This is a genomic window from Paraburkholderia sp. BL25I1N1 (genome assembly GCF_003002025.1).
Taxonomy (GTDB): domain Bacteria; phylum Pseudomonadota; class Gammaproteobacteria; order Burkholderiales; family Burkholderiaceae; genus Paraburkholderia.
Map to the genome: position 1 here is coordinate 118,568 of NZ_PVZB01000024.1, position 18,052 is coordinate 136,619.

Consider the following 18,052-nt stretch of genomic DNA (forward strand, 5'->3'; position numbering starts at 1 on the left):
GAAATGGCAGACATTCAAAATACAGTCCCCCAGTCGGTCACGCCGCCCAGTGGCCGCGCTATCGCCGCCCGTGAATTCTGGGCGAATTTCTCGCGTAACCGCGGCGCTGTCAGCGCCGGCGTCATCGTGCTCGTGCTGATCTTCATCGCGATCTTCGCGCCGTTGATCGCACCGCACAGTCCGATCGAGCAATACCGCGACTTCGTGAAGATTCCGCCCGCATGGCTCGAAGGCGGCAACTGGAAGTTTATTCTCGGCACCGACGAAGCGGGCCGCGACATCCTCTCGCGTCTGATGTATGGCGCGCGGCTGTCGTTCTGGATCGGCTTCGTCTCAGTGGTGCTCGCGCTGATTCCGGGCGTCGTGCTCGGTCTCATCGCGGCGTTCTTCGAGAAGTGGGCCGACACGCCGATCATGCGCATCATGGACGTGCTGCTCGCGCTGCCGTCGCTGCTGCTCGCGGTAGCGGTAGTGGCGATCATCGGTCCGGGTCTCGTCAACACGATGCTCGCGATCGCGATCGTCGCCTTGCCGGGTTATGTGCGTTTGACGCGCGCGTCGGCGCAAGGCGAGTTGCAGAAAGAGTACGTGACGGCTTCGCGCGTGGCGGGTGCCGGCACCTTGCGTTTGATGTTCTCGCAAGTGCTGCCGAACTGCACCGCGCCGCTGATCGTGCAGGCTACGTTAGGCTTTTCGTCGGCGATTCTCGATGCCGCGGCGCTCGGTTTTCTCGGCCTCGGTGTGCAACCGCCGTCGGCGGAGTGGGGCGCGATGCTGGCCTCGGCGCGCGATTACATCGACAGCGCCTGGTGGATCGTCACCATGCCGGGTCTGTCCATCCTGATCTCGGTGCTCGCGATCAATCTGCTCGGCGACGGGCTGCGCGACGCACTCGATCCCAAACTGAAAAGGATGGCCTAAATGTCTAGTTTATTGACCATCCGCAATCTGGCGGTGAATTTCAACGGCCTGCCCGCTGTCGACCGGATCAACCTCGATGTCGCGCCGGGCGAAGTGGTCGGCGTGGTCGGCGAATCGGGTTCGGGCAAGAGCGTGACGATGATGGCACTGATGGGCCTGATCGACGCGCCGGGCAAAGTCACCGCCGACGAAATCACCTTCAACGGCAAAAACCTGCTGAAGGCATCGGCGAAGGAACGCCGCAAGATCATTGGCAAAGACATCGCGATGGTGTTCCAGGACGCGCTCACCAGTCTGAATCCGAGCTATACCGTCGGCTATCAGATCAAGGAAGTGCTGAAGCTGCACGAAGGCTTGCGCGGCAGCGCCTTGGACAAACGCGCGCTGGAACTGCTGGATCAGGTCGGCATTCCCGACCCGAAAGGGCGTATCGGCTCGTTTCCGCATCAGATGTCGGGCGGCATGAACCAGCGCGTGATGATCGCCATGGCGATTGCCTGCAACCCGAAACTGCTGATCGCCGACGAACCGACCACCGCGCTCGACGTGACGATCCAGGCGCAGATCATGGAGTTGCTGATCAAGCTGCAGAAGGAGCGCGGCATGGCGCTCGTGCTGATCTCGCACGATCTGGCCGTGGTGTCCGAAGTCGCGCAACGCGTCGCGGTCATGTACGCTGGCGAAGTGATCGAGACGAACAAAGTGCCGGACATCTTCGCCGCGCCGCATCATCCGTACACGGAAGCGTTGCTGGCGGCGATCCCCGAGCACAATGTCGGCGCCGTGCGGCTCGCCGCGTTGCCGGGCATGGTGCCGGGCCGCGACGACCGTCCCAAAGGCTGTCTGTTCGCGCCGCGCTGCAAGTATGTGGTCGACGACTGCCTGAAAGCGCGGCCCGCGCTTGCGCCGATGCAAGGTCACGCTGAAGTGGCGCGCGTGCGCTGCATCAAACCTTTGAACCTGAGCGGCGACGCCAAAGTTCACACCCATGGAGGCGCACGATGAACGCAGTACTCGAAACGCGGCGCCAGTCCGACCATGCGGGCGACCACGTGCTGGTCGCGGAGCAGCTGGCGCGTTATTACACGGTCAAGCGCGGCATGTTCGCGTCGGGCACGGTGAAGGCGCTCAACGGCGTCTCGTTCGCGCTCGAACGCGGCAAGACTTTGGCGGTGGTCGGCGAATCCGGCTGTGGCAAATCGACGCTCGCTCGGCAACTGACCATGATCGAAGCGCCCAGCGCCGGCCGTCTGCTGATCGACGGTGAAGACGTGGCTGGTGCCGATCACGCGAAGATCGCGGCGCTGCGGCGGCGCGTGCAAATGGTGTTCCAGAATCCGTTCGCCTCGCTGAATCCGCGCAAGACCGTCGAGCAAACGTTGGGCGAGCCGCTCGCGATCAACTCGCAGCTGAGCGCGACCGAGCGCGCCGAACGGATCGCGCAGATGATGCGCACCGTCGGCCTGCGTCCGGAACATGCGAAGCGTTATCCGCACATGTTCTCCGGTGGTCAGCGGCAGCGCGTGGCGATTGCGCGCGCGATGATTCTCGACCCGCAGATCGTGGTCGCCGACGAACCGGTCTCGGCGCTCGACGTGTCGATCCAGGCGCAGATTCTGAATCTGTTCATGGATTTGCAGGAACAGTTCAAGACCAGCTACGTGTTCATCTCGCACAATCTCTCGGTGGTGGAGCATATCGCCGACGATGTGATGGTGATGTACTTCGGCGGCGTGGCGGAACTCGGCGACAAGAAGCGTATCTTCTCGAACCCGCGTCATCCGTACACGCGCGCGTTGATGTCAGCCACGCCTTCGATCTTCGAGGCGGATCGCACGATCAAGATCAAGCTGCAAGGCGAAATGCCGTCGCCGCTGAATCCGCCGTCGGGTTGCACGTTTCATCAGCGCTGCCCGTACGTGATCGACCGCTGCCGCAGCGAAGAACCGAAGCTGCGTGAAGTGGATGGCCGCCAGGTGTCGTGTCACCGCGCCGAGGAGGTGGGGGACGTGGATGCCTGATGGGTTGGCGGCGCGTCGTCTTGCGCGCCGCTTGCGTGACGGCGGCTTGAACGCCGCTTCAACGCGGCGCTGGAGGGCGCGTGCACTGGCGGGTGCCGCGCTCTTTGTCGTTTGTTCTGTATTTCATCTGGGCATGGACTCGTTCGGCGTCGCGCATGCCGCCGGCGCGGCTGCCAATGCGCCCGCGCAGGCCGGGCGCCCGGCGCTGCCGGTGCCTAACATGCCGGCTCCGCCACGCGCCCGCGTGCCGGGCTCCAATCCGTCGCCCGCTTCGCCGCCTGCCTTGCCGGGCACCACGGCGAGCGGCCCGGTGCGGGCGCAACCGGCGCGCATGCCGTTCTATGTCGCGACACGCGGCACGACCACCATTTACGTGCTGGGCACGCTGCATGTCGGCGATCCCGCCGACTACCCTGCCGATCAGCCTTTCCGTGCCCCGATCCTCGGCGCGCTCGCCGCCTCGCCGACGCTGGCGCTCGAACTCTCACCCGACGAACTGCTGGTTTCGCAAGACGACGTCTCGAAGTACGGCGTATGCAAACGCGACTGTCTGCCGGGACTGCTGCCTGATCCTTTGTGGCACAAGCTCGCCGTCCGGCTGCATGGCAACCCGGCGGCACTCGACGCCATCAAGAAGATGCGGCCGTGGCTCGCTTCGTTACTGGTCGAAACTTATGATTCGTTGAGTGCCGGCCTGCAGACCGAGTACGGGTCGGAAGCGCAACTGCAGAACGTGTATCTGCGCACGCGCGGCAAGATTGTTGGTCTCGAGACTTTGTCGCAGCAGATGCGCGCCTTCACGGGGCTGACGCTCGCGCAGCAGCGCGAGATGCTGGCGCAGGATCTGGTGCAAACGCCGGCGGAAAATGTCGCGGACGTGCGGACCTTGCATCGTCTCTGGCGTGTCGGCGATGCGGATGCGATCGCCGCCTGGCAGGCCGCGAAATCCGAAAAGCTGGCCCGCGACAAACGCATCTCCGATTCGATCGACAACAAGATCGTCTATGACCGCAACCGCCGCTTTGTCTCGAAGATGCTGTTGATCGCCGCCCCGAACAAGCCGGTATTCGTGGCGATCGGTGCATTGCATCTTGGTGGCCGCAAGGGCGTCCTGCAGCTTTTGCGGCAGCACGGGTTCGTGGTCGAGGCGGGGTGAGGTTCATCGGAGCCGAGCACGAAACGTACGTAACGACTCAACCGTCCTAAACCGGATCGGCCGTTCGGCCATCATAGGAACCGGTCTTCGAAGCACCCAGTCCGACGTACACGTATGCCGCAAAATGCTCGCGGCACACGCAGCCATAGCGGCCCTTTGCATGCTATGATGTATGTACAAACGTCAATACAGGTGGCGCGTGCTGTTTGAATGGGACGAAATCAAAAATCAGATCAACATTCGCAAACACGGCATTGATTTTCAGGATGCTATCGACGTGTTCAATCACCCGTTACTCACGGCATTGGACCAGCGGGAAGACTACGGCGAAGACCGTTGGTTCGCGATGGGCTGGATCGCAAACATTGTGGGCGTCGTGGTGTATGTCGAACGGGTTGAGGACGTGATCCGGATCATTTCGGCACGCAAGGCCTCGCGGCATGAGGTCAAGCACTACAAGCAGCGTGTCTGGCATTGACGGGCACTTGGCAGTCAAGCATGAGCAGAGGTGAAATGATGGTTAAAGCATCGGGAACAGACTGGAAGCGACTCGCCAAAACAGGCGACGCGCAAATCGATACGAGCGACGTGCCCGAACTCGGCGACGATTTTTTTCAACGCGCCGAGTTGCACGTTCCGCCGAAACAGGCCGTGACAATGCGTCTGGATGCGGACGTGCTGAACTGGTTCAAGGAGCAGGGCCAAGGTTATCAGACGCGCATCAACAAATTGTTGCGCGCCTATATGCTGGCGCAGCAGCGGCGGCGTCCGTAGGCCGCACTTCGTTGATGCCCGGTGTCAGAGATGCCGCGCGCAGGCCCCGGGCCTCAGCGCGGTGTGGCCGTTAGAAACCGCCGTCGCGCAGTGCGCCGGTCACGTCTTCGACCAGCGGCGCCCAATCCCCCAGCATCGGTTGACGGAACAACCTCATCCCCGGATACCACGGTGAGTCGTTGCGTGCTTCCAGCCAGCGCCAGTCAGAATTGGCGGGCAACATCAACCACACCGGCTTGCCCAACGCCGCCGCCAGATGCGCGACGCCAGTGTCCACGGCGATCACCAGAACGAGGTTCATGATCAAGGCGGCCGTGTCTTCGAAACTGTGCAGGTCGGCGGTGAAGTCGTGCGCACGGAATGCCGGCGGCGCGTCGGCCAGTTGGGCATGCGCCGGGCCTTTTTGCAGCGCGTACCAGGCAATGTTGTCCAATTCGCTGAGCGCGCTCAGGTCGGCTAGCGGCATCGACCGGTAGCGGTCGTTGCCGAATGTGGGACTGCCGGCCCAGACCAGTCCCACTTTGCGCTTCGACTTGTCGGTCGCGCCGAGCCGTTTGCGCCATGCCTTGATCTTCGCTTTGTCGGCGAACAGGTAGGGCACCTCTGCGGGAATGTCGGCGACATCCATGCCGATACACGACGGCACGCTCATCATGGGCACCCAGAAATCGTATTCACCGTCGGGTTTGCCGCTGAATGCGCGGTGCACGCCCGCGATGCGTCCGACCAAAGGCAGCAGCGGCTCGCGCACGCACAGGTCGACCGTCGCACCGCGCTGGGCGAGCACGCTTGCAAAGCGCAGGAACTGGAAGTGGTCGCCGAAACCCTGCTCGCCGACCAGCAGCAGACGACGCCCCTCGAGCGGCTCGCCACGCCATTCAGCGACGCCCGCCACCGCGATCGCGTCGTAGTCGCTCTTGCGCCAGCGCAGTGCGAATTCAGCCCAGCCTTGTCGATAGTCGCCGCGCTTGAGCAACAGCCACGCGAGATTCTGATGCGCGTCCGCGTAGTGCGGGTCGAGTGCGAGCGCCCGGCGATAGAAGCCTTCCTCTTCGTCCAGCCGGCCTTGCGCACCGAGCGATCCACCCAAACACACCAGGTGAGTCGGAATCGGTTTGAGTGCGACCGCGCGCCGGTAATGCGCTTCAGCACCCGCGTAGTCGCCGAGCTTACCGATCAGGCTGCCCAGATTAATGTGCGCCTCCACGTAATTCGCGCGCAGCGAGAGGGCCCGCTCGAAGCTGGCGATTGCCGCGCCGTGATCGCCTCGCGCTTTGTGCGCATTGCCCACGTTGAAGTGCGCTTCCGCCGACGTCGGCTCGAGCGACAAGACTTCGTGATAGCACACCAGGGCTTCGTCGAAACGCGCGAGCTTGCTGAGCGCCGTGCCGAGATTCAGACGCGCGTCGAGTAGCGTGGGGTTCGAGGCCAGCGCCAACCGGTACTGTTCGATCGCTTCGTTGAAGTCACCTTGTGCTTGCAGTGCGACGCCGAGGTTGTTGCGCGCATCGGCGAAATCCGGCTGGATTTGCAGCGCCTGGTCGTAGCAGATCATTGCTTCGTCGAGATGACCGAGTGCGGCGGCCACGAGTCCCCGGTTGCTCCAGCAGGCGGCGTCGTGACGGTCGAGTTTGAGCGCGCGGCTCATCAAGCTGGCGGCCGTGTCATGATCGCCGCGCTGGAATTGCAGCACGCCGAAGTAGTGGAGCGCGCCCGTATGGCCGGGATCGAGCGTGAGGGCTTCGCGATAGAGGGATTCGGCGGCGTCGAGCCGGCCGGTTTGATGCGCTTCGAGCGCGGCGTCGATCAATGAGGCGAGGTAAGCGGTGTGCGGCGGTTCGGTACGCGCGCGATCAGGCTGGGATCGATGTTCCATGGAAACCTGCGGGAGAGCGTCGGCGGTGCGCGCTGCGCGCACCGCCGCGTGTGGATGGGAGAGCGTCCAGCATCGTATGGTCGCCCCCCATTTCCCGACGATCGGACGCATCCTAATTCGGTCGCATCCAGGCGTTCCAGTGAGTCCATTTCACTAACGTATCGCAGAGCGGTCCGACGATACGTCGGTGTTTCTCGACATCCGTGGTATGAGTCCTACAGAAACATCAGGAAATTCAGCAGCAAGATATTCACGATCAGCAAGGTCAGCGCAGTGGGAATCTGCACTTTGATCACCGCGTTCTTGTCCGGCAGTTCCAGCAGCGCGGCCGGCACCATGTTGAAGTTCGCGGCCATCGGCGTCATCAGCGTGCCGCAGTAGCCGGAGAACATGCCGATCGCGACCATCACGGCCGGGTTGCCGTGAAACACGCCCACCAGAATCGGCACGCCCACGCCGCCCGTCATCACGGGGAACGCGGCGAAGCCGTTGCCCATCACCATGGTGAAGAGCGCCATGCCGATGCAGTACACGGCCACCGCAATGAAGCGGTAGTCGAGGCTGATGTACGCCGTGGTCACGTGCGCGACGGCCTTGCCGACGCCCGCATCCGAGAACACGAGACCGAGCATGCCAAGCATCTGCGGCAGCACGGCGGCCCACGACAGCGCGTCGACGAGGCGGCGCGCTTCCTTCATCGACTGACCGACGGTGTCGCGCGTCATCGCGCAGGCAATTGCCAGCGCGATGACGCAGCCGATGCCGAAGCCGATCAGCGTGACGTTCGCCTTCTCGATCAGCGGCATGCCGTTGAACACCAGATGGCTCGCCGACAGCGTGATGATCACGGTGACGACCGGAATGGTCAGCGCGGGCACGAACAGCTTGTTACGCAGACGCGCGGCGCTCGCCTTGCGCGCTTCGAGCGACAGCACTTTGGGCTTGCCCGCGGTCACGCCGCCGAAGCCGGCAATCAGCGCCATGACGATTACGAGCACGCCGACCACGGCGGGCGGCAGCTTATCGCCGATCAGGAAGATCAGCGCGTAGAGAATCCAGAAACCGCCGGCGGTGAAACGGCGCGGATGATCCTTGTCCGTGACAATCATGCCGCCGACCACCAGCAGCACGAGGCCCAGCAGCCAGAAAAGATAGGTGATCGTGAACGTCATGCTTTGTCTCCTGCTGCGGATTGCGTCGACGAACCGGCGGCGTTGCTCGCCGTGGCATTGCCGCGCAGTTCGCGTTCGAGCCTGCGGTCGAGCAGATACAGGCGGAAGCCGTGAATGAGAAACGCGCAAATGGCGGTCGGAATGCCCCACACGGCCACGTGAATCGGTTCGACGATGATTCCCGCTTCCTTGAGGAAGGTGGTCATCAGCACAATCGCGCCGAACGCGACGAAGATGTCCTCGCCGAAGAAGAGGCCTACGTTGTCGGTCGCGGCGGAGAACGCGCGCAGTTTGAAACGCACCGCGTCGCTGATCTTGCCGAAGCGGGTTTCGGTCGCGCCTTCGGCCATCGGCGCGATCAACGGACGCACCATCTGCGGATGGCCGCCGAGCCCGGTTAGGCCGACCGCGGCGGTCAGTTCGCGCACCAGCAGATAGACGATCAGAAGACGCCCCGCGGTCGCGGCCTTGATGCTGCCGATCCATGTTTGCGCCCGTTCACGCAGGCCGTGCCGTTCAAGCAAGCCGATCACGGCGAGCGGCAGAAGAATGATCAGCGGGATATTGCGGGTCTTGATGAAGCCGGTGCCGATCTCTGCGAGAATCTTTTCAGGCGGGAAGTGCGCGGCCAGGCCCGTGATGACGGCGGCGACCGCCACGATCAGCATCGGATTGAACCGCAATAAAAAGCCGACGATGATGACGGCCACGCCAATGAGCGGCCATAGACTGACTGTTGTCTGCATCTGGATCTCCAAACAGGGTTTCAACCTCGCCGCTTGTGACGGCTAACGTGGGTCGGCGGCTGGTCGTCCAGACGCCGTCTTGTTGCCACGGCTCTTGACGGCCGCGTTTGCTTCGAACTACACCTGCATCTACACCTGCGCCTGCTGATCGACTGCGGGTACTGCAATGTGTCCTGTACCTGGCAAACGCCCCGCTTGAAGCGGGGCGTTGCAAGGTGCACGAGGTTTGAATCGCGCTGTCCGGCTCGCGCTTCTGGCGCCACTTCGGGCGACGCTTCGGCCGGCGCTTCAGGCGCGCGCTGCCCCGGCCGCGTGGACCTCGATGCCCGCGTCCTGCAACGCGCCGCGAATGCGCCGCGCGAACGCCAGCGCATGCGGACCGTCGCCGTGCAGGCAGATGGTCTGCGCGTTCAGCGACACCCATTGACCATCCACGGCCTGCACGCGTTGCTCGCGAATCATTGCGAGCGTGCGCGTCAGCACTTCGTCTTCGTCGTCGAGCAGCGCGCCGGGCTCTTTGCGCGGCACCAGCGAACCGTCCGCGCGATAGCCGCGATCGGCGAAGACTTCTTCGACGGCGACGAGACCCGCGTTGCGCGCGGCCGTCACGAGTCCGCTGTTGGCCAGCGCGAACACCGCCACCGACGGATCGAAATCGTGCACTGCGGAGACGATGGCGTCGGCAATCTTGTTGTCACGCGCGGCCTGGTTATACAGCGCGCCGTGCGGCTTGACGTGCGCGATGCGGCCGCCCTCGGCCTGGGCAATCGCCGACAGCGCGCCGAGCTGATACAGCACGCCCGCGTAGATGTCGTTGGCCGGCAGATCCATTTCCTTGCGGCCGAAATTTTCCGGATCGTTGAAGCTCGGATGCGCGCCGATCGACACGCCTTTCTCCACCGCCCAACGCACGCAGTCGCGCATCGCGTTGGCGCCGCCCGCGTGCCAGCCGCACGCGATGTTGGCCGAGCTGACCAGGTCGAGCAGTGCCTCGTCGGACCCGCAGCCTTCGCCGAGATCGGCGTTCAAATCGATTTCCATGGTGTTCCTCTCCTTTTCAACAAAACGCCGGGGTGCCGCGGGTTTTCCTGGGCTCCCTCAGCGGCCGGCGCAAAGCGCCGGCTTGGAGACGCTCATCGTTACAGTGCCGCGACGGCCGCTTGCCGTGCGCAGCGTTCTTCATGCATTGCGATCGCGGCGTCGATCTGCCGCAAATAGGTACGTTCGTCCAGTAAAGCCTGGCGCGCCTCGTAGGGCGTCGTCGGGATGAAGCGGACCGCGGCGTTCAGGCGGACTTGCGCGAGCTTCCACAGATCCGCCTGGATCACCGCGCCGATCTTCGGATAGCCGCCGGTGGTTTGCGCGTCGCTCATCAGCACGATCGGCTGGCCGTTCGGCGGAACCTGGATCGTGCCGGGCAGCACCGCGTGCGAAAGCAGATCGGCTTGGCGGGTGCGCTTGAGCTCGCTGCCCGCCAGGCGGTAGCCCATACGGTTACTGTTCGGCGTGACGAGCCATTCATCGGACCAGAACGACTCATGGGCCTCATCGGTGAAGCTCTCGTATTCCGGCCCGCGCAGTACGCGGATCGGCACCGCCCACGGCACGCCCGACGGATGACGGCCGCGCCGCAGCGGCTCATGGACCAGCACGAATTTGCACCAGGCGGGCGCCTTCACGCCGAATTCCGGCGCCTCGGAGGTAAAGCCGAGATGGCCGCGCTGCGGCGGCGCGCCGACCGGCAGGCGGTCGCCGTCGCGCAGCGCGCGGCCGCCAAGTCCGCCGAAATGGCCGGCGAGATCGGTGCTGCGCGAGCCGAGCATCGGCAGGACGTCGACGCCGCCCGCCACGCACACATAGCCGCGCATGCCGCGCTTCGCCGCATGGAGCACCAGCTCCTGGCCGGCCTGCACCGGCAGGCTCCACCATGAGTAGACCGGCTTGCCGTCGAGCGTTGCGCCGAATTCGGTGCCGGTGATAGCGACCCGCGTGGCGCGCAGAAAGCGCAGCACGGTCGGGCCGAAGGTGATCTCCAGACCCGCCGCATCGGGCCGGTTGCCGACCAGTCGGTTGCCGACTTCGAGCGACAGACGATCGAGCGCACCACCCATCGCGACGCCGAGATGCCGGTAGCCGTGACGGCCGAGATCCTGAATCGTGGTCAACAGACCCGCGCGAATCACATCGATCATGCGTGTATCCCCGCGATCGTGAAGCGCACCCGGTCGCCCGGCTGCAACAGCGTGGGCGGCCGGCGCGCCGGGTCGAACAGCGGCAGCTCGGTGCGGCCGATCAACTGCCAGCCGCCGGGCGAAGTGGCCGGATAAATCCCGGTCTGTTCGCCACCGATGCCGACCGAGCCGGCCGGCACTTCGAGCCGCGGCGACGCGCGACGCGGCGTATGCAGCGCGGCTTCGAGGCCGCCCATATAGGCGAAGCCCGGCTGGAAGCCGAGAAAGAACACCACGTACTCGCCCTGCGAATGACGTTCGACGACCTCGCGCACGCTCAAGCCCGTGTGATTCGCGACCGTTTGCAGATCGGGGCCGAACTCGCCGCCGTACTGCACCGGAATCTCGACTTCGCGGCCCGGCGCGGGCGCGTCGCTCACCGCATCCCATGCCGCTTGAAGATGACTCACCAGCGCGTCGCGGTCGGCTTCGAGCGGGTCGAAGACGAGCGTCAGGTTGTTCATGCCCGGCACCACTTCCAGCACATGCGGCCAGTCGCGCGCGGCCTCGGCGGCCGCCCACACGCGCCGCTGGCATTCCAGCGTGGCGGGCGGCGGCGCTTCGCAGACTAGCGCGGCATCGCCGAGCGGAAAAATTCTAGGTTGGCTCATGGATCAAGGGCCCAGGTCGAGTCGGAGGATTCGGGCACGGCACGCCCTCTGATCGGTTATCGACATCGGGCAGGCGACGGTTGAAGCGTACATTATCAATAAAATATCAACAATTTCTCAATAAGCGTTTGTGCCAGGCTCCCGGGGAGCGAACGCGCGTCGTACACTCCCGACACCTTCCCAACCTGTTTGCCGAGAATCGTCACCATGTCGCGCCATCCCACCAAGATCGTCTCCTCGGAACATCTCGTGTCCGAGACCAGCGCGGAACTGTCCGAACTCGAGTACGCGCTCATCATGGCGGGCAATGCATTCAACCGATGGATGGTGCGCTGTATGTCGGCGGCGGGCGAAAAGGACATGACCGCGATCGAGGTCTCGCTGCTGCACCACGTCAGCCATCGCGAGCGACGCAAGAAGCTGGCGGATATCTGCTTCGTGCTGAATATCGAGGACACGCACGTCGCCACCTACGCGTTGAAGAAGCTCGTAGCTAGAGGGTATGTAAAAAGCGAAAAGACCGGCAAGGAAGTGTTTTTCTCGGCGACCGATGCAGGCCGCGAGCTCTGTCTGAAATATCGCGAGGTGCGCGAGAGCTGTCTGATTTCGACGCTGAAGGAAAGCGGTCTCACCAACGAGCAGATCGGCGAAGCGGCGCAACTGATGCGCAACGCGTCAGGTCTTTACGACACGGCGGCGCGGGCGGCGGCGTCTTTATAACGCAGGGCTGTCTGTTTGCCGCGGCGCGGCGCTTGCCGGATGCTCAGTCCACCGGGCGCGGATAGAGTGCAGCCTCGGTGACGATCAGGTCGAGCGGAACGTCGTGGACTTCGCGTAGAAATGCCTGCGTGCGGCATGCTTCATACGCGATGCCGACCGTGATTGGCCGAGTCTCTCCGGGCCACGCAGCCAGCGTGCGATCGTAATAACCGCCGCCGTAGCCGAGCCGGTAGCCGTGCGAATCGAAACCCACGCACGGCACGAACAGCAATTGCGGAATCACAATGCGCCCGGACGCGGGCTCGCCGATCTTGTGGTGGCCGATCCTCATCGGCGTGGTGGGGGTCCATGCGTGAAACTCAAGCGGGGCGCCACGTTCCTTGACCACCGGCAGACTCGCCTCGCGTTGCGCGCCGGCCGCGAGCCAGACCGAGATAGCGGGGCGCGCGTCGAACTCGCCGGCGAGCGGCCAGTAAAATCCCACGCTGTGCACGCCGTACTGCTTCAATGCGTCGAGCAGGTGCCGCGCGAGCGCGGTATTGTGCGCCGGCTCGGAAGCGGCTTGCAGCCTTGCTTCCAATAGCATTTTCCGCAGCGCCTTTTTCGATTCCGCGGCAGGGTTGCATGCTATGCTTGGGTTCAATTCGCGCTCCAGAAACAACGATGTCAAAACGCCTTTACCGAGTATATCGCGCGGCCGGTCTGGCGCTTGCCGCTGCGGCACTCGTCGCGTGCAGCACGGCCTCCGCCGTCAAGCCCCTTCCCCTTTCGCAACTCACGAACGACGACCAGATCTTCGTCCAACTGCGCGAAGCCGCCCGCAGTAATGACGCAGCGCGCGCCGCGCAACTGGCTGCCATGATCCCGAGCTACCCGGCGCCTTCGTATCTGGAGTACTTCCAGATCAAGCCGCAGTTGTTCGATTCGAGCGGCCACGCGCGCATCGACGCGCCGGATGCGCCCGTGCTGGCGTTCCTGCAGAAGTACGACGGCCAGGCGATCGCCGACCGCATGCGCAATGACTACCTCACGGTGCTCGGCGCGCGGCACGACTGGCGCAACTTCGATCAGCAATACGCCCGCTTCGTGCTGAACGACGACACGCAGGTGAAGTGCTACGCGCTCGAATCGCGTGCCTCGCGCGGCGAGAATGTGGCCGACGCGGCACGCGCGCTACTGGTCGATCCAAAGTGGTACGGCGACGGCTGCGTCGATCTGATCACCTCGCTGTCCATCAACCAGCAGTTCAGTTCCGCCGACGTGTGGCAACAGATCCGCCTTGCCTACGAACAGAACTACACCAACACGGGCGCGAAGCTCGTCGACGCGCTCAGCAACCAGCCGCCCGATCCGGTGCTGTTCAATCAGGCCACCACTACGCCGCCGTTGCTGCTGGCGCGTGGTGTCGGTCCGGATACGCAGTCGCATCAACTGGCGCTGCTGGCCATCACGCGCATGGCACGCAACGACCCGGCCATGGCCGCCGCCACGTTCGCGTCGGTGGCGCCGTCGCTGAGCTCGCCCGAACGCGCCATCGGCTGGGGCACGATTGCCTATCAGGCCGCCGCCAAGCAGATGCCCAGCGCGGTGGACTGGTATCGCCTGTCGGTGAATGCGCCGCTGTCGAACCCCGCGTATGAATGGCGCACCCGCACCGCCTTGCTCGCGGGCGACTGGACGATGGTGCGCTGGTCGATCGAACAGATGCCTGCTGCGCTGCGCAATCAGCCGTCGTGGGTGTATTGGCATGCCCGCGCGCTCAAGCAGGCCGGCGACACGACCACGGCCAACCAGGAATTCGAGTCGATCTCGCAGGGCTATAACTTCTACGGCCAACTGGCGGCGGAAGAGTTGGGCCAGAAGATCACGGTCCCGCCGAAAACCACGGTGAGCGACGCCGAAGTGCAGCAGGCCGGCAATACGCCCGGTTTCGATCTGGCGCAGCGTTTCTACGCGCTGAATCTGCGGCTCGAAGGCAATCGCGAATGGAACTGGCCGCTACGCACCATGAGCGACCGGCAACTGATCGCGGCCGCCGAATATGCACGCCGTATCGAGCTGTATGACCGCACCGTCAATACCGCGGACCGCACGAAGAGCGAGCATGATTTCTCGCTGCGGTATCTGTCGCCGTTCAAGGATATCGTCGAGCGCGATTCGCAGTCGAATGGCCTGGATGTGGAATGGGCCTACGGCCTGATTCGCCAGGAGTCGCGCTTCATCATGAACGCGCGCTCGGAAGTCGGCGCGAGCGGGTTGATGCAGTTGATGCCGGGTACCGCGCAGCTGGTCGCGAAGAAGATCGGCCTTGGTCCGATCTCGCGCGAGCAGATGAACGACATCAACACCAACATCCTGCTCGGCACGAACTATCTGTCGATGATCTACAATCAATTCGATGGATCGGCCGTGTTAGCCACCGCGGGCTATAACGCTGGCCCCGGCCGTCCGCGCAACTGGCGGCAGTCCTTGCAGCATCCGGTGGAAGGCGCGATCTTCGCCGAGGCGATTCCGTTCCAGGAAACGCGCGACTACGTTAAGAATGTGTTGTCCAACACGGTCTACTACGCGGCATTGTTCGAAGGCCGTCCGCAATCGCTGAAGGCGCGTCTGGGTTATATCGCGCCGTAAAGCGCCGTGCCGCCGCCGCTTCATTCAGAGGCGGCGGCGCGCCACGCCAGCCGTTGCCGCGGCTTCCACCAGGGAGTCGAAAATGCGACATAAAGCCATTGCGATCATTGGAGGCTCCGGTTTTATCGGCAGCCATCTCGTCAACGCCCTCGTCGAAATGGGCAAAGACGTGCGCATCGCCACCCGGCGGCGCTACAACGCCCGCCATCTCACCCTCTTGCCCATCGACGTGATCGAAGCGGACGTGTTCGATCCGGTTCAGCTCGCGCGCTTCGTCGAGGGCGCGGATTGCGTGATCAATCTGGTGGCCACGCTGCACGGCAAACGCGGCACGCCGTACGGTCCGGAATTCGCGCGGATGCATGTGGAATTGCCGACCAAAATCGTCGCCGCATGCGAAGGCAAGGGCGTGCACCGGCTGCTTCATATCAGTGCGCTTGGCGCCGACCCGAACGGGCCGAGCATGTACACACGCTCGAAGGGCGACGGCGAGAAGGCCGTGCACGCCGCGAATCTGGCGTGGACGATTTTCCGGCCCTCCGTGGTGTTCGGCCCGGAAGATCAATTCCTCAACAAGTTCGCCATGTTGCAACGGATGTTTCCGGTGATTCCGCTTGCCATGCCGGATGCGAAATTTCAGCCAGTCTATGTCGGCGATGTGGCGAAGGCGATCGTCAATGTGCTCGATCTCGATGCCGCCGGCGGACGCACCTATGAACTGGGCGGCCCGACCGTTTACTCGCTCGAAGATCTCGTCAAATATTGCGGCGATGTGATCGGCAAGCATGCACGCATCATCCGCCTGCCGGAAGCGTTCGCGCGGCTGCAGGCGCTGACCTTCGAAATGGCGCCCGGTGAACCGGTGATCTCGCGCGACAATCTCGATTCGATGAAAGTCGACAACGTGTTGAGCGGACCGCTTGCGCCCGAACTCGGCATCGAGCCGGCCAGCATCGAAACGATCGCGCCGATCTATCTGACCGGCGCGTCGACGCGTTCACGTTTCGACACATTCCGCGCCAGCGCGGGACGTTAAATTTCCTCTCATTCCTTGTACAAAGCATGAAGCTGCTTATTGGTGATAAGAACTACTCGTCATGGTCGATGCGGCCGTGGCTGCTATTCAAACATTTCGGCATTCCGTTCGAGGAAGTGTTGATTCATCTGAATCAGCCGGACACCAACGCGAAGGTGCTCGCGCTTGCGCCGTCGGGTCCAGGCAAGATCCCGTGCATGGTCAACGACGACGGTTCCGCCACGTGGGATTCGCTGGCGATCGCCGAAACGCTGGCTGAGCGCTTTCCTCAACATGCGTTGTGGCCGCGCGACGCGGCGGCGCGCAGCCGCGCGCGTAGCGTGAGCGCGGAAATGCATTCGGGCTTCGGGGAATTGCGCTCGGACATGTGGATGAACATTCGCGCGTCGTTTCCGGGCAAGAATGCAACGCCGGGCGCGTTGGCAAATATCGCGCGGATCGAGGCGATCTGGCGCGACTGTCTCGACGCTTACGGCGGCCCGTTTTTATTCGGCGAGTTCAGCATTGCCGACGCAATGTACGCGCCAGTCGTGATGCGCTTCAACACGTGGCAACCCGCGTTGTCGGAAGTCTCCAAAGCTTATATGCGGCGCGTGACCGAACTGCCGGCGGTGAAGGCGTGGATCGACGACGCGCTGAACGAAACGCACGCGGTTGCCTACCTCGACGTATGCCCATGAACATCTACGCTGTAGGCGGTGCCATTCGCGACGAGTTGCTGGGCGTTCCGGTGCAGGACCGTGATTACGTGGTGGTCGGCGCCACGCCGGAGCAGATGGTGGCGCAAGGCTATCGGCCGGTGGGCAAGGATTTTCCGGTGTTCCTGCATCCGCAGACGCACGAGGAGTACGCGCTCGCCCGCACGGAGCGCAAGACGGCGGCAGGCTATCACGGCTTTCAGTTCTTTTATGCGCCGGACGTGACGCTCGAGGAAGACCTGGCGCGCCGCGACCTGACCATCAACGCCATGGCGCGCGAGGTGCGTCCGGACGGCGAGTTGACCGGCCCGGTGATCGATCCGTTCAACGGCCAGGGCGACTTGCAGGCGCGCCTGTTTCGTCACGTCAGCGACGCGTTTCTCGAAGACCCCGTGCGGATTTTGCGGATCGCGCGGTTTGCGGCGCGTTTTGTGGATTTCACGGTCGCGCCGGAGACGTTGACGCTCATGCGCAAGATGGTGGCTGACGGCGAAGTGGATGCGCTGGTGGCCGAGCGCGTGTGGCAGGAAGTGTCACGCGGCTTGATGGAGAAGAAACCGTCGCGGATGTTCGAGGTGCTGCGCGAGTCTGGGGCGTTGGCGCGGATTCTGCCCGAGATTGACGCGCTGTTTGGCGTGCCGCAGCGTGCCGATTATCACCCTGAGGTGGATACGGGTGTGCACGTGATGATGGTGGTCGATCATGCCGCGCAGCAGGGCTACGCGCTGCCGGTTCGATTTGCCGCGCTGACGCATGATCTCGGCAAGGCGACCACACCGGAAGACGTGCTGCCGCGGCATATCGGCCACGAGGCGCGCAGTGTAGATCTGTTGAAGCCGTTATGCGAGCGGTTGCGGGTGCCGAACGATTGCCGCGATCTTGCGGTGCTGGTCGCACGGGAGCACGGCAATATTCATCGCGTGATGGAGATGGGCGCTGCCGCGCTGGTGAGGTTGCTCGAGCGTAGTGACGCGATTCGGAAACCTGCGCGGTTTGCTGAGGCCTTGCAGGCGTGTGAGGCGGATGCTCGCGGGCGGTTGGGGTTTGAGATGCGGGAGTATCCGCAGGCTGAGAGGTTGAGAGTCGCTCTTGTCGCTGCGCGTGGCGTCGACGCCGGTGCTGTGGCTAAGCGGCTTGCTGATGCGCCTGCTGGGATTAAGGATGCTGTGCATCAGGAGCGGGTTCGGGCTGTGGAGTTGGCTATTGCATGAGGTTGGGGCGGCTCGGTTGTTGGGTTTCGTTATGCTTGGGGTGTTGGCCTTTTCTTGAATTTTTAGTGGTCTATTAGCGTTGCCCCTGTGCGGGGCGGCACTTACTTCTCTTTGCCGGCCGTGTATGGACCGGAGACATGGGTAACAGGTGTGCGGAGACATGGGTAACACTCTGGGCGAGCGAATCGCCTGGAGCCGGTTATGCCCTGGAACCCGAGAGACACCATGAATCTGCGTCTGGAATTCGT

The 18,052-nt window shown here is 63.6% G+C and carries 18 protein-coding genes; 11 read left to right on the plus strand and 7 right to left on the minus strand.

Annotated elements, in window-relative coordinates; all coding sequences use genetic code 11:
* Positions 1-3 precede the first annotated feature (3 nt).
* From B0G73_RS30275 to B0G73_RS30300, 6 genes are all read left to right on the plus strand, one after another.
* On the plus strand, positions 4-921 hold the full coding sequence (locus B0G73_RS30275; protein ID WP_106284839.1) for an ABC transporter permease subunit: 918 nt from the start codon (positions 4-6) through the stop codon (positions 919-921).
* On the plus strand, positions 922-1,926 hold the full coding sequence (locus B0G73_RS30280) for an ABC transporter ATP-binding protein (RefSeq protein WP_106284840.1): 1,005 nt from the start codon (positions 922-924) through the stop codon (positions 1,924-1,926). It abuts the gene before it with no gap.
* Complete coding sequence (locus B0G73_RS30285; protein WP_106284841.1) at positions 1,923-2,942, plus strand: peptide ABC transporter ATP-binding protein; 1,020 nt, start codon at positions 1,923-1,925, stop codon at positions 2,940-2,942. The genes B0G73_RS30280 and B0G73_RS30285 overlap by 4 nt, the downstream gene beginning before the upstream one ends.
* Entirely contained in the window at positions 2,935-4,098 is a 1,164-nt protein-coding gene (locus tag B0G73_RS30290; RefSeq protein WP_106284842.1) for a TraB/GumN family protein, read from the plus strand. Before B0G73_RS30285 ends, B0G73_RS30290 begins: the two co-directional genes overlap by 8 nt.
* A gap of 172 nt (positions 4,099-4,270) precedes the next feature.
* Positions 4,271-4,576: a BrnT family toxin gene (locus B0G73_RS30295; protein ID WP_243856579.1), complete on the plus strand. Its 306-nt coding sequence runs from the start codon at positions 4,271-4,273 to the stop codon at positions 4,574-4,576.
* Positions 4,577-4,611: 35 nt separating this feature from the next.
* On the plus strand, positions 4,612-4,872 hold the full coding sequence (locus B0G73_RS30300) for a BrnA antitoxin family protein (protein WP_374956879.1): 261 nt from the start codon (positions 4,612-4,614) through the stop codon (positions 4,870-4,872).
* 70 nt (positions 4,873-4,942) lie between these two features.
* On the opposite strand, the gene B0G73_RS30305 is transcribed toward B0G73_RS30300, so the two are convergent.
* The 6 genes from B0G73_RS30305 to pxpB all read right to left on the minus strand — a co-directional run bounded on the left by B0G73_RS30305 (position 4,943) and on the right by pxpB (position 11,508).
* Positions 4,943-6,748 carry a tetratricopeptide repeat protein gene (locus B0G73_RS30305; protein ID WP_106284843.1) on the minus strand — a complete coding sequence of 602 codons (1,806 nt, stop codon included), beginning with the start codon at positions 6,746-6,748 and terminating at the stop codon, positions 4,943-4,945.
* A 215-nt stretch (positions 6,749-6,963) separates the two neighbouring features.
* A complete protein-coding gene (locus tag B0G73_RS30310) occupies positions 6,964-7,920 on the minus strand; it encodes a DUF979 domain-containing protein (protein ID WP_106284844.1) in 957 nt (318 codons plus the stop codon).
* A complete protein-coding gene (locus B0G73_RS30315) occupies positions 7,917-8,666 on the minus strand; it encodes a DUF969 domain-containing protein (RefSeq protein WP_106284845.1) in 750 nt (249 codons plus the stop codon). Before B0G73_RS30315 ends, B0G73_RS30310 begins: the two co-directional genes overlap by 4 nt.
* A 288-nt stretch (positions 8,667-8,954) precedes the next feature.
* On the minus strand, positions 8,955-9,707 hold the full coding sequence (gene pxpA, locus B0G73_RS30320; protein WP_106284846.1) for a 5-oxoprolinase subunit PxpA: 753 nt from the start codon (positions 9,705-9,707) through the stop codon (positions 8,955-8,957).
* 98 nt (positions 9,708-9,805) lie between these two features.
* Complete coding sequence (locus B0G73_RS30325) at positions 9,806-10,858, minus strand: biotin-dependent carboxyltransferase family protein (protein WP_106284847.1); 1,053 nt, start codon at positions 10,856-10,858, stop codon at positions 9,806-9,808.
* Positions 10,855-11,508 carry a 5-oxoprolinase subunit PxpB gene (pxpB, locus tag B0G73_RS30330; protein WP_106284848.1) on the minus strand — a complete coding sequence of 218 codons (654 nt, stop codon included), beginning with the start codon at positions 11,506-11,508 and terminating at the stop codon, positions 10,855-10,857. The genes B0G73_RS30325 and pxpB overlap by 4 nt, the downstream gene beginning before the upstream one ends.
* 207 nt (positions 11,509-11,715) lie before the next feature.
* Here pxpB and B0G73_RS30335 point away from each other — a divergent pair, with 207 nt between their 5' ends.
* Entirely contained in the window at positions 11,716-12,228 is a 513-nt protein-coding gene (locus B0G73_RS30335; RefSeq protein ID WP_106284849.1) for a winged helix DNA-binding protein, read from the plus strand.
* A 43-nt stretch (positions 12,229-12,271) separates the two neighbouring features.
* Here the strand turns inward: B0G73_RS30335 and B0G73_RS30340 are convergent, their stop codons facing one another.
* Positions 12,272-12,814 (minus strand): 5-formyltetrahydrofolate cyclo-ligase, encoded by a 543-nt coding sequence (locus tag B0G73_RS30340; RefSeq protein WP_258193903.1) that lies wholly within the window; start codon positions 12,812-12,814, stop codon positions 12,272-12,274.
* A gap of 77 nt (positions 12,815-12,891) precedes the next feature.
* Between B0G73_RS30340 and B0G73_RS30345 the strand changes: the two genes are divergently transcribed.
* From B0G73_RS30345 to B0G73_RS30360, 4 genes are all read left to right on the plus strand, one after another.
* Positions 12,892-14,859: a lytic transglycosylase domain-containing protein gene (locus B0G73_RS30345; protein WP_106284850.1), complete on the plus strand. Its 1,968-nt coding sequence runs from the start codon at positions 12,892-12,894 to the stop codon at positions 14,857-14,859.
* A gap of 82 nt (positions 14,860-14,941) precedes the next feature.
* Complete coding sequence (locus B0G73_RS30350; protein ID WP_106284851.1) at positions 14,942-15,895, plus strand: complex I NDUFA9 subunit family protein; 954 nt, start codon at positions 14,942-14,944, stop codon at positions 15,893-15,895.
* Positions 15,896-15,921: 26 nt separating this feature from the next.
* Positions 15,922-16,575, plus strand: coding sequence for a glutathione S-transferase family protein (locus B0G73_RS30355; RefSeq protein WP_106284852.1), 654 nt, complete (start codon positions 15,922-15,924; stop codon positions 16,573-16,575).
* A complete protein-coding gene (locus B0G73_RS30360) occupies positions 16,572-17,804 on the plus strand; it encodes a multifunctional CCA addition/repair protein (protein WP_106284853.1) in 1,233 nt (410 codons plus the stop codon). The genes B0G73_RS30355 and B0G73_RS30360 overlap by 4 nt, the downstream gene beginning before the upstream one ends.
* The last annotated feature ends 248 nt before the right edge of the window (positions 17,805-18,052 follow it).